Genomic DNA, 12,469 nt, shown 5'->3' with positions numbered 1-12,469 from the left:
GCGCTCTATTCTCTTGATTTGATTAGTTCAATATTATAAGTTTCGATATCTGTTAACGTTCCTGTAAAATAAGGATTTTCTCTATACCAAGACTGTTTTGCAAAATACGCTTGCATATCTTTCGTTTGAAAAATATGGCCATGCCTTGCATATATTTCGTTTCTAGCAATTTTCAACTGCTCTTTCGATAAATATGTTAAATCTGCGCTCGTTAATTTTCGAATATCACTATCAGGAAAGATGAAACCATTATATACATACTCAGTCGTAGGTGGCGGGGTAACATTATAAACAACTGTTTTTTCTGTACTTTTCTTTTGGAATGGAAGATTATAAGACGAAAGTGCCGTTACCGTCTCTACTTTTGTCGTTTCCCGTCCACTTTCTCCATTTCGTTCTAAATAAATCGTAGCACTTCCATCAGTCGCTACAGGCCCCCATGTAATTTCTTCTCCTGCCAGCGCTGTAACTGGTTTTTGATTTACGTACAATGTTGCACCAGGCGCGTTCGTTTGAACTGTAATATATTGACCTTGCAACGTTAAATCTACCGTTACGTTATTTTGGCTTTGTTTCATAAGTACAACCTTTTCCTCACGCAATAGTTTTACGTAGTCATTTTTATATTCTGATTGAAACACTTGATTTCCCGGAAGAAATGGCCCATATTGCTTCTCAAACTTTTTGTCATCTGTCTTATCAATTTCTTTTCCGTTCATTTTTAACGATACGTCTTTTTCATTTGTAAGCAAAGTTGTATAGTACGTCTTCGCTTTCAATTTATAGCGATCAAATATAAAGAAATACTTTCCGTCTTTCGTTAATGAAAAATCAGCTCTTTCTATTCCATCCCGTTGTTTTTCACCTTGTCTCAAGTATTCTCTTAATTCATTTACGTAAGATGGATTTTCTTTTATATATGAAAATAGAGGCGTTACGCTCTCTCTCGTTATCATAATCGATGGATCATCTGCCGTAACGATCTCAGCTAATTTCTCTCCGTCCCTCTCTTGTAAAATCGTAATCATCCGGTCTACTTGTGCCACCTGCGTATAATACGACGATCCGTACAAATACAATCCAATAATCGCTATAACAAATAGCGCTAACAGTGTAATGCCAACTTTTACACCACCGCTCATGTTCTTCTTTACTACAGAACGTCCCCTCTTCGTCCCGCAGTTTTGACAAAATTGCACACCATCTTCAAACTGAACTCCGCACTTTGTACATACCTTCATCCAGTCAACCACCTTTTCATTAGAAGCCAGTTATTCCTTGTGCTAAGGCTTGAATTATCGTGCTAATGTAAGACCAAAGTACAATGAATGTTGCAATTCCAATTAAAACATTCGCAATAATAAGTGTGTAAACGAGATCTAATCCGCCATTGGCTAGTTTTAATACCGCTACAGTTATACTAATCCCTATATAAGTTGTAGCTACCGATAATAATATCGGTAAGAAAAAGATTAATAAGAAACTAAAAAGAAAAGAAAGGACTAATATGACAATAGCCGGCGTCGCTATCGTTCCCCATATACCGAATACTTCAAGAAACGAAAAAGATGATTTCATCATCTTACCACTTACAAAAATAATAAATCCGACAAATAAAGTTAAAATTAATAAAAAGAAAAAGACCGTTATAGATTCTCCAAAAAACGTAGGAGTAGATATATCTGGTGCAAATGTTCTCGTAACTGCTGATGCTGCACTCATCATTCTATAAAAAATACATGCTCCTAAAAAACAAATAAGAATAAGACTTACAATTCCATTTCGCACTTCAATAGCGCCGCTTTTCATAATCGCTGTCGGTGCTTGTAATGCATGTTTAAAAAATTGAAAATAGCCGCTCGCAAACCGCTTCGCTTGTTCTACCGTTTCATTTGGCCCAGTTTTCTTCGCTTGTGCCGCACGTGCTTGTTCCGGCCCTTCTTCTTGACCACTACTTGCCACTACCTCTTCCGTTAACGAATGTCCACAATTCCCGCAAAATTTTGCCTCTGCTGCATTTTCTGTATGACATGACGGACATTTCATTCTCTCATCCCTCCTTAAGCATATACCATATAGGGTGTTACAAGTTCAATATATGACTTTGGACATAAAACATGACTACAAGAAAAAGATTCTGAAATCCTTCTTTCAAAAGAAATTATATATGCTAGCAATCTTGAAAAATAATGCTATTATGAAACAGAACAAATAACATTTTTAACAGATTGGATGAAAGACAATGGAATTGGTAAACTCAATTTTTCAAATATTCCTTACGAGCGTAATCCAATTATTTTCTTTAATTGGCGTTATCATTGTAATTGGATTTCTATTAGGTTATTTAGAATCACTAACACGAATGTATTGGTCGAGGGCTTTCGGAAGAAAAGGATTCCTTTTAACGGCGTGGATTGGTGTTCCGATTCACGAACTTGGACATGCCATTATGTGCGTACTGTTCCGTCATAAAATTGTAGCAACGCAGTTTTTCCCAACAGATACAAGTCAAGGAGCATTAGGTTACGTACAACATCAATACAATCAAAAAAGTGTGTATCAACGAATTGGGAATTTCTTCATCGGCATCGGGCCTATTATTTCTGGTATTACTGCATTAATCCTTTTAATGCGCTATTTCGTACCAGAATCATATTTTTTATTTAATACAACTCTCGAAAAAACGATTGCTTCTACTTCTATTAATGTAGAAATGATCCAAAACATGCTCTTATCGACGTTTGTATTATTGAAAAGCTTATTTACAATCGGCAATTTATTGAATCCTTCCTTTTGGTTATTTTTATTTATCGCCATTTGTATTTCCGCACATATCGCTTTAAGTAAACCAGACATTAAAGGATCAATAGACGGAGTTATCGTCATGTTTATCGTTTTATTTTTATTCAACATCATAGCGGGACTGTTTCAATACGACAGTAACCAGCTAATTGGACAGGTTATGAAATATAATATGTATCTCATTGCGTTTTCTAGTGTAGCACTGCTTTTCTCTTGTCTTTCTACACTCGTTAGTTTTTCGTTTTATAAAATAAGAAGAGGGCGTTCTTTTTGAACGCCCTCTTCTTATTAATTATTCCCCTTATAATCACAATGCTCAACAGGCACACGAGCATGCCCTTCTTCATCGGTACACCATGACTGTGATTGGAATGCAAGAAAGATACCAATCCATTCTTCTTCCTTTTCAAAGTGAATGAGTATCCCTCCGTCTTGCCATATGCCATTATCACCTTTCCATTTCTCTACATTCCCTTGATTCATGTGAATATCATGTATACCGTTTCCTGGTTTGAAATGAAAATAGGAATCTGGTGTATTTTCTTCTGGTCCCCATCTTTCACCAAACGCGTAAATAATCGCTTTTTCTTCTATCGCTCGCTTTATATAACGTTCTATTTTTTCGTTTAAATCATTATCTGCTCCTGCTTTTTCGGGAGGCAAAGGAATCATTTGTTTTGAATCAAATAGATTTCCTCTTACATAATCTAAAGCCACTTTCGGTTCATTGTTTTTTATTTCTGTAAAACCGAATGGTAATGTCGGTAAAATATGAATTGCTTCTGATTTAATATTGTTACTCGCAAAATATAAAACTTCTGACGGATAACTTTGCGATTTTACGTTAATTGCAATACGATAATCTACTCCTACTTCATCTTGTAAATGAACTTGATAATGAGGTGTTTTCCCTTTTCCAATCTTTGATTGTATAACTGTACCTTTTAACACACCGTAGTTTTTTAGGGGCATACATTTCATCTCCTATTCATTTAGTAGAAGCTATTCATATTTAAATCATTATCCACTCATAAAAAAAATCCTCCTATGTTAGGGGGATTTTTAATTTCTCAACATATACCAAACAATAACCTCTACCACTACAAGTAAAACCGCACCAAAGATCATTAACGTCGTCTTCTTTAATAGTTCATTTTCACGGTAAGGGATATTACATAAGTAAGCACCTAATGTAATCCGTGATGGACAAGCGATTGTCGCTACTGATGATGCGGTGTTTTGAAGTGTTGTGACATATTGCCACGGGAGTGCTACGTTTTGTGCGGTTTGCATTTGTAGTTTTATAAACATTGCATTTGATCCTGCGTTACTACCTGTTAAAAATCCACCAATAGCGCCAATAAACGGAGCAACAAAAACGAAAAAGCTTCCAAATGTTTCACCAGCTGTTTTTGCAAGTAATGAATGCATGCCAGATGCACCCATTAGTTCTGAAATGGCGATAAACATTGTCGTTGTAATAGCAAATGGAATCCATTGTTTGATCGTTTGTGAGAATGATTGTTTAATAATATTAGACGGGATGCGGAAGAAAATAATAGTAAATAAGCAAGTCATACCGAGCCAAAATCCTGGTGAATATAGTAACTCTAGTTTGTAAGAGTATGATTTCAAATCAAGAACCGCATATGATCTGAACAAATCATGTAATGCTGGAACGAGGCGAGAAAGTAAAATACAAACTGTTAGAAATATATAAGGGCTAATAATTTTTATAATGGATACTTCTCTCTCCGTTGCAGCCGCATGTTCTGTTATAAGATTTTGCCCACTTTTTCCTTTTAATTTAATGATAAGAAAGCCAAATGTAATCGTAACGATAGAACTTAATATCCCGGCTAGTTCAACACTTACGTACGCATTAGAAAGATATATTCCGAGAGAAAATAATAGAAAGAACCCTACTCCTTCTTTCCACTTTTCTATAACCGCTTGCCAGCCGCCAACAACGTGTAAAGAAAGAATAACGAAGTAAGCAAACATCGGAATACTTAATAGCGCTGTATTTGTACCAAGTGTTGTAAGAGGCATATTTATTAGCTGCGAACCGATAATCGTACCCGTTGCCATTGCGCCCCATGAACTAGCTAGTAAGCCGATGAATGAGAGCAGTACAGCTTGAAATGGTTTATAGCCTAGCGAAAGAAAAATAGGTGCTGCAACCATGAATCCAATACCAAATCCACTTACTGATTCAATAAGCGGGCAAATGCCAAAACACATAAGCAGCATTTGTAATAAGCGATCATGTGTGATTTCTTCTAAAAAACGTGCTACTTGATCGATGTATCCCATTTTGTTCATGAGGTGAAATAAAAAAATACCGAAAAATAAAACGTACCCGACAATAAAACAAATTAACCATCCTTTAATCGTTGCGTGCACAGTTTCACTTATCCCTAATCGAAACGTTGGCGAGAGTAAAACGATTCCGACAGACACTGCATAAGAAATTAACGAGGACCTTAATGACGTTTGTTTAAATAAAAATAAACAAATGAAAATCATCATAATTGGGATAAGCGCCAACAACATGGCCATGTTATCATCTCATTTCGTTTAAAATACAATTTTTAACTATTATATAACAGATGATATAATTTTCAATTGTTTTTACAACAGATTCAAAAAAGGAACCAAACGGTTCCTTTTCATTCACTCCCATTTTCTATTATCCTGAAAAACTGTCTGCTTTCCGACTATTTCTTTCAACACAACAAACACAATGTAAGTACATATTGCTTGCAATATAATATTCCAAAATTTCATTAATGTAAATGAATGAATCCGTAGAAATAATTCGTTTAATAATACAATCGAAACGATACTAAATAATTCTATACTAATTGAAAATAGACATATTTCTAAAATAGACTGTTCTTGAATGCGATTTAAGTTGGAAAAGATGAATACATATCCTAAAAATAGAGCCATTAACTCTATTTTTGTCATGCTAATTAGCCAAGCGTATAGCGGTACAGTTAAAAATAGATATAGTAGTTTACGTCTTAGCATGCCTTCTCTCCCCTTTAATTATATGTATTTTCTGTATATTTTAACATTTATTACGCAAAACAAAAAGAAGAGACTACGCCTCTTCTTTTTGTTTTGTTGCATATATTAATTCACATATTTCTTCTCGCTTTTCATTTTCTAAAAGCTCAATGATCTTACTTCCAACGACAACGCCGTCGCATATTGTAACCATTTCTTCTACATGTTCTTTTGTTGAGATGCCGAATCCAGCGACTACTGGTAAGTTGACGTGTGATTTTACTTTTTCTAAGTAACTATGAATCTCCTCTTTAAAATTTTGACGTACTCCTGTTACGCCCGCTACTGTAACGGCGTATACGAATCCTTCTGATTCACTCGTAATTTTTTTGATTCGCTCAATTGGGCTCGTTACGGTAACGAGTGGAATTAAAGCGATATTCGCCTCTCGAAGGAGCGGCGCAATAATATCTTGTTCTTCATACGGTAAATCTGGAACGATGATGCCGTCTACACCCGCTTCTAAGCATCTCTCAATGAATTGTTCTTTTCCGAATGCGAGTACTGGATTTAAATATGTCATGAGTACAAACGGAATTTGTACTTCTTTCCTTACCTCTATCAATGCTTGAAAAATGCCTTTTACTGTTACACCGCCATCTAGCGCTCGTTTCCCTGCTCTTTGAATCGTTGGACCGTCTGCAACTGGATCTGAAAACGGGATGCCAATTTCAACGATGCTCGCTCCCGCTTCATCTAAAAAACGAATTCTTTCTTTTAATTTTTCAAGACCACCATCTCCGCCCATTACGTACGGAATAAATGCTTTCTTACCACTTTCAAACGCTGCTTTAATTTTTTCTACTCCCATTTTTCACACCTCTTCCATATAACGTTTTATACTCTCTACATCTTTATCGCCGCGGCCAGATAAACAAATGACAAGTCCCTCATCTTCCTTCATTTTCGGAGCTAATTTTAATGCGTATGCGACAGCATGTGAACTTTCTAACGCTGGGATAATGCCTTCTTTTCTCGTTAATAATTGAAATGCTTCTAATGCTTCTTCGTCTGTTATCGAATGATAAGAAACGCGGCCAATATCTTTTAGCAAACTATGTTCTGGACCAACACCTGGATAATCAAGTCCTGCTGAAATAGAGTGAGCTTCTTGAATTTGTCCTTCTTCATTTTGTAGAAGATACATCATCGATCCGTGTAAAACGCCGACGCTTCCTTTCGTTAAAGTCGCTGCATGCTTTTCTGTATGAACGCCTTTTCCAGCTGCTTCTACGCCGTAAAGAGTGACTTCTTCATCGTGTACGAATGGATAAAACATTCCCATCGCATTACTACCACCACCAATACAAGCAACGACTGCTTCTGGTAACTTTCCTTCTAACGCCTCATATTGTTTTTTCGTTTCATTTCCAATTACACTTTGGAAATCACGGACAATTTGCGGGAATGGATGTGGTCCGAGAACAGATCCCATAATGTAGTGCGTATCATGCACATGTGAAACCCAGTAACGAAGCGCCTCGTTTACCGCATCTTTTAATGTACCGCTACCTGCCGCTACACTTTCTACTTTCGCTCCGAGTAATTCCATTCGGAACACATTTAATTTTTGACGTCTTACATCTTCTTCTCCCATAAAAATGACGCATTCTAATCCGAGAAGAGCACATACAGTAGCTGTTGCGACTCCGTGTTGTCCAGCTCCTGTTTCAGCGACAACTTTTTTCTTGCCCATTCGTACCGCAAGAAGCGCCTGACCAATTGTATTGTTAATTTTATGAGCCCCTGTATGATTCAAATCTTCACGTTTTAAATAAATCTTTGCACCTCCGCAATACTCCGTCATATTCTCAGCGAAATAAAGCGGTGTTTCTCTTCCGACATACGTTTTTAAATAATGATTTAATTCCTTTTGAAATGCTTCATCTTCCATCGCCTCTTTATACGCTTCTTCTAGTTCTAATACAGATTGCATTAACGTTTCTGGAACGTATCGTCCTCCATATATACCGTAGTGACCTTTTTCATCTGGATATGCGTAATTCATTTGGAACACTCCTTCGCTTTTTTAATAAATTGTTTTATTTTCTCTACATCTTTCTTTCCTTCCGTCTCTACTCCGCTACTTACATCAACCATATATGGTCGAACAGTTTGAATTGCTTCTTCTATATTAAGAGCGTTTAATCCACCAGCTAATATCGTTTTCTCTCGTAATTCTTTTGGCATATACCCAAGTAATTCCCAAGAAAATGTCTTTCCATTTCCTCCGTGAAACTTTTCCTTCGGGCTATCAAATAATATATAATCCGTTTCATACCCTTGGGCGTTTTTCATATCACTCTCTGAAGTTACTCCTAGCGACTTTATAGACGGAATATTCAATCTTCTAATTTGATAATTGTCTTCATCCCCATGTAGTTGTACATGTGTTAACCCGCACTCATCTGCAATTTTCTGGATCACTTCTACTGATTCATTTACGAAAACACCGATTTTTAACACGTTGGCTGGAAGCTCCTGAATGATTTCTTCCGCTCTCTTTGGAGTGATTTTCCGCTTACTTTCTGCAAAAACAAATCCGAGTGCATCTGCTCCGTATTCGCAAGCACGTTTTGCTGTTTCCATATCAGTGATGCCGCAAATTTTCACTTTCATATGTTCACCTTACAATCTTCAAAAAAGGTACGAATAGAAGATGATGTCATAAGTGCTTCTCCAACTAATACACCTTTTGCTCCAGCTCTTTTAACACGGATAATATCCTCTTTTGAATGAATCCCGCTTTCGCTAATCCAAAGTAATTTCTCCTCATTTAATCGTTTTCCAAGCTTTTCTGTTTGGCCTAAATCGACTTCGAATGTTTTTAAATTACGGTTGTTAATACCGATAACGTGTGGATTTAATTCGATTGCAATTTCTAATTCCTCTTCATCATGAACTTCAACAATTGCTTCTAATCTTTTTTCTCGTACATAGCTATATAGCTCTTTTAATTTCTCTTTCGTTAAAGCTGCTACAATTAATAAAATAATATCTGCGCCAGCTTCATATGCTCTATCAATTTGAATCTTATCGATTATGAAATCTTTACATAAAAGCGGAATGTTACTTTCTTCTCTTGCCGTTTGTAAATCATGAAACGACCCTTTAAAAAATTGACCGTCTGTTAAAACAGAAACTGCTCCTGCGCCACATTCTTCGTATGTTTTCACTTGTTTTCGTACATCAACGTGTAAATTGATATCTCCTTTTGATGGTGACGCTCGCTTTACTTCTGCAATAACAGTAAACTGCTGTAATGCTTCTACGAGTGAATGTGTCTTTCTTTTTGCTTTTACTGGTGTATATATTTCACATAACTCCGCAACTTCCTTTTTCTTCTGTTCTACAATTTTATCTAAAATCGTCTCCACTTTAGTTCACCCTTTCTAATTTTTCGTTGCTTGCTGCAATTAATAAATTTAATTTGGCTAATGCTTTTCCAGAGTCAATGCTATGTGCCGCGAGTTTAATTCCTTCTTCAATCGTTTCCGTTTTTCCATTTGCGAAAAGAGCTAGACCTGCATTTAATAAAACGGTATCGCGGTAAACACTCTTTTCTCCGCTCAATACGCCGACTGTAATCTTTGCATTTTCTTTCGAATCCCCGCCTCTAATCTCTTCATTGTTCACTATTGAGAAACCGTATTTCTCAGGTTCAATACTCGTTTCTACTATTTCATTATCTTTTAAAAGAACTACGTGATTTTCCCCTTGTAATGATGCTTCATCTAAAAAACCACTTCCATTTACGACAAGCGCTTGTTTCCGGCCTAACTTTTGTAATACTTGTGCAACTGGTAATAACATATCTCGTTTATAAATACCCACAAATTGTGTTTCTAAATTCACTGGATTTGTTAAAGGGCCAATTAAATTAAAGATCGTCGGAACATTTAATTCTTTTCTTATTTTCATAATGCGCCTTAATGCTGGATGCATCGCTGGTGCAAATAAGAAGGCAATGCCCACATGCTCTAATAAATAATCAATTTCGTTTGGCGTACTACTAATATTTACACCGAGTTCTTCTAATAAATCTGCACTTCCTGTTTTACTAGAAACAGCGCGATTACCATGTTTTGCAACCTTTACACCTGCGCCTGCCAGTACGAATGCTGATGTTGTGCTAATATTAAACGTTTGGGCACCGTCACCACCTGTCCCGCAATTGTCCATCGCGCCTTGTATATGGTTCGAAAATGGTAATGCCTTTTCACGAAGAGCTCGAACGAGACCGTATATTTCTTCTGCTGTTTCACCTTTCGCTTTCAGTAATACTAAAAAAGCTGCAATTTCACTTTCCAATATGTTTTCATTTAATAAAAGAAGCCCTGCTTTATACATTTCCTCTTCTGTTAAATGTTGCCCCTCCACTAATTTACGAAGATAGTTATTCATACTCTTTCCTCCTCTTTCACTTCGCCTAAAAAGGCATGTATTAACTTTCCGCCTTCTTCTGTTGCGATTGATTCCGGATGAAACTGTAATCCGAAGAGCGGATAATAATTGTGACGAACTGCCATTATTTCTCCGTCGTCCATCGCTGTCGCTAATATGTCAAAACACTCTGGCAAGCTCGTTTGCTCTGCAACAAGGGAATGATAGCGCATTGCTGTTAGCGGCTGCATCACATATGAAAAGATTGACGTTCCGTTATGTTTCACACGCGATGTTTTTCCGTGTCTAATACGTTCTGCTCTAACAATGTCTCCTCCAAATGCAGCTATGATCGCTTGGTGACCAAGACAAATCCCTAATATAGGAACGTTCTTATAAAAATGACCGATGACGTCGATACAAATGCCAGCATCCTCTGGTTTTCCTGGTCCTGGTGAAAGTACAATTCCTCTTGGATTCATCTCTTCTAACTGTTCTATCGTTATTTCATCATTTCTTACAACTACAATTTCTTCTTCATGTTCGCCTAACAGTTGGTACAAGTTATATGTGAACGAATCGTAATTATCGATAAGTACAATCATTTCATTACCTCCAAAAGCGCTCTCGCTTTATTTAATGTTTCTTCATATTCAGCTACTGGATCTGAATCGTAAACGACTCCTGCTCCTGCCTGAACATATGCTTTTTCATCCTTTACGACCATCGTTCGGATGGCGAGCGCCATATCAAGATTTCCTGAAAAACTAACGTATCCAACTGCACCAGCGTATACATTTCTTTTTTCATTCTCTAGTTCATTTATAATTTCCATCGCTCTAATTTTCGGAGCTCCAGAAACCGTCCCTGCTGGTAAGCAATACGCTAACGCATCAAATCCGCTCATTTGTTTTCGCAATGTTCCGTAAACTTCAGATACAATGTGCATAACGTGAGAGTATTTTTCTACTTTCATATATTTATCTATCGTAACCGAGCCAATTTCGCTCACTCTACCAATATCGTTTCGCCCAAGATCTACAAGCATCATATGCTCTGCTCGCTCTTTCTCATTGCCTAACAGTTCTTTTGCGATTTCCTCATCTTCCCTCTTCGTTTTCCCTCTTGGTCTCGTACCAGCAATTGGATTCGTCATCACTTTATCCTCCCTTACTGATAGTAAACTTTCCGGCGAAGAACCGAGTACAACATAATCTTGGAAATCGATATAAAACATATATGGTGATGGATTTGCAATTCGAAGTTTTCGATATAACGCGAATGGATCACCAATACATTCACTTTGTAAACGCTGTGACAGTACGACTTGGAATATATCTCCCGCTCTTACATATTCTTTGGCCATTTCTACCATCTCACAAAACTCTTTTTCCGTTATAGAAGAAGTGAATGATAATGTGGATGGTATTGCATTTACTTCAGCTTCTTCTCCTTGTAGCACTTCTTCTTTGTATACTCGTAGTCTTTCGTATACTTCCTCATAATTTGCTGAATCATCTTCCCTGCATACATATACAAACGACAACTTTTGGCGTAAATGATCGTAAACGATAAACTCACGATATAGTAAAAGGTGTACTTCCGGAATATTTAATGGGTCGTGTAAATCCGCTCCAATGTTTTCATACTGCCGAATGACATCATATCCAATATAACCAACTGCTCCTCCGCAAAATGGAAATGGACTGTCTACTTGTGATGGTGCAACTACTTCTTCTAACACTTGTAGTACGTTACCTTGTAACTTTTCTGCGCGGTCGAAAATCGTTCGTTCCACTTCCGTACCAACGCTTTTCACTTCTCCATAAGGATTACATCCTAAGTAAGAATAACGCCCTTTATCTTGATGAAGCTGTGAACTTTCTAATAAGAATTTCTTCTTCCCTTTCATACGTCTATATAAAGAAATTGGCGTAATGCTATCTCCTTCTTCTTCAGTGATTACTAAAAATGTCTTTCTCTCTCTTTTTTGTTTTATAAATTCTTCTTTCGTCATCATGTCCTTCACCTCGCCCTGAAAAATAAAAAAGTCCTCTACATATCGAAAATATGTAGAGGACGATAAATATACCGCGGTACCACCTCGTGTTGGATGCAAAAGCATCCCGCTTTGTTCAGGTACAAAATTTATACCTTATCCTTGTAACGGCGGAACCCGGGTTGCCTACTGAATATAATTGTTCAGCAT

13 protein-coding genes and 1 other annotated feature (1 of these 14 running past the window's edge) are annotated in these 12,469 nt (G+C 37.0%); of the genes, 1 reads left to right on the top strand and 12 read right to left on the bottom strand.

Translation table 11 applies throughout. From position 1 onward, the window contains the following. Positions 1-5 precede the first annotated feature (5 nt). Both MR143_RS19890 and MR143_RS19885 read right to left on the bottom strand, forming a co-directional pair. Positions 6-1,241, bottom strand: coding sequence for a TcaA 3rd/4th domain-containing protein (locus tag MR143_RS19890; RefSeq protein ID WP_000861667.1), 1,236 nt, complete (start codon positions 1,239-1,241; stop codon positions 6-8). 19 nt (positions 1,242-1,260) lie between these two features. Then, positions 1,261-2,046, bottom strand: a complete 786-nt coding sequence (locus MR143_RS19885) for a zinc ribbon domain-containing protein (RefSeq protein ID WP_000650093.1) — start codon at positions 2,044-2,046, stop codon at positions 1,261-1,263. 196 nt (positions 2,047-2,242) lie between these two features. Here MR143_RS19885 and MR143_RS19880 point away from each other — a divergent pair, with 196 nt between their 5' ends. Then, complete coding sequence (locus tag MR143_RS19880; protein WP_000424502.1) at positions 2,243-3,076, top strand: hypothetical protein; 834 nt, start codon at positions 2,243-2,245, stop codon at positions 3,074-3,076. Positions 3,077-3,090: 14 nt separating this feature from the next. On the opposite strand, the gene MR143_RS19875 is transcribed toward MR143_RS19880, so the two are convergent. The 10 genes from MR143_RS19875 to trpE all read right to left on the bottom strand — a co-directional run bounded on the left by MR143_RS19875 (position 3,091) and on the right by trpE (position 12,280). Then, entirely contained in the window at positions 3,091-3,774 is a 684-nt protein-coding gene (locus tag MR143_RS19875) for a DUF2278 family protein (RefSeq protein ID WP_001128581.1), read from the bottom strand. 90 nt (positions 3,775-3,864) lie between these two features. Then, entirely contained in the window at positions 3,865-5,364 is a 1,500-nt protein-coding gene (locus MR143_RS19870) for an L-lactate permease (protein ID WP_199717706.1), read from the bottom strand. A gap of 114 nt (positions 5,365-5,478) precedes the next feature. After that, positions 5,479-5,838, bottom strand: coding sequence for a DUF4029 domain-containing protein (locus MR143_RS19865; RefSeq protein ID WP_000946131.1), 360 nt, complete (start codon positions 5,836-5,838; stop codon positions 5,479-5,481). 73 nt (positions 5,839-5,911) lie between these two features. Next, positions 5,912-6,688 (bottom strand): tryptophan synthase subunit alpha, encoded by a 777-nt coding sequence (trpA, locus tag MR143_RS19860; protein WP_000537841.1) that lies wholly within the window; start codon positions 6,686-6,688, stop codon positions 5,912-5,914. Positions 6,689-6,691: 3 nt separating this feature from the next. After that, entirely contained in the window at positions 6,692-7,885 is a 1,194-nt protein-coding gene (gene trpB, locus MR143_RS19855) for a tryptophan synthase subunit beta (protein WP_001105002.1), read from the bottom strand. Further along, positions 7,882-8,496, bottom strand: a complete 615-nt coding sequence (locus MR143_RS19850; RefSeq protein ID WP_000865119.1) for a phosphoribosylanthranilate isomerase — start codon at positions 8,494-8,496, stop codon at positions 7,882-7,884. Before MR143_RS19850 ends, trpB begins: the two co-directional genes overlap by 4 nt. Next, a complete protein-coding gene (trpC, locus tag MR143_RS19845; RefSeq protein WP_000447789.1) occupies positions 8,493-9,254 on the bottom strand; it encodes an indole-3-glycerol phosphate synthase TrpC in 762 nt (253 codons plus the stop codon). The genes MR143_RS19850 and trpC overlap by 4 nt, the downstream gene beginning before the upstream one ends. Position 9,255: 1 nt before the next feature. Then, positions 9,256-10,281 (bottom strand): anthranilate phosphoribosyltransferase, encoded by a 1,026-nt coding sequence (gene trpD / locus MR143_RS19840; RefSeq protein WP_001067349.1) that lies wholly within the window; start codon positions 10,279-10,281, stop codon positions 9,256-9,258. Next, the gene (locus MR143_RS19835) at positions 10,278-10,865 is read right to left on the bottom strand and encodes an aminodeoxychorismate/anthranilate synthase component II (protein WP_000636316.1); all 588 of its coding nucleotides are present in this window, start codon (positions 10,863-10,865) and stop codon (positions 10,278-10,280) included. The genes trpD and MR143_RS19835 overlap by 4 nt, the downstream gene beginning before the upstream one ends. Beyond that, positions 10,862-12,280: an anthranilate synthase component I gene (trpE, locus tag MR143_RS19830; protein WP_002181772.1), complete on the bottom strand. Its 1,419-nt coding sequence runs from the start codon at positions 12,278-12,280 to the stop codon at positions 10,862-10,864. Before trpE ends, MR143_RS19835 begins: the two co-directional genes overlap by 4 nt. A gap of 52 nt (positions 12,281-12,332) precedes the next feature. After that, positions 12,333-12,469: a binding site (T-box leader), on the bottom strand; it runs 108 nt beyond the window's last position.

It is taken from the genome of Bacillus cereus group sp. BfR-BA-01347 (assembly GCF_022663835.1).
Classification (GTDB): Bacteria; Bacillota; Bacilli; order Bacillales; family Bacillaceae_G; genus Bacillus_A; species Bacillus_A thuringiensis_K.
The sequence above is the reverse complement of the archived record's forward strand: the minus strand, read 5'-3'. Positions and strand labels throughout refer to the sequence as shown.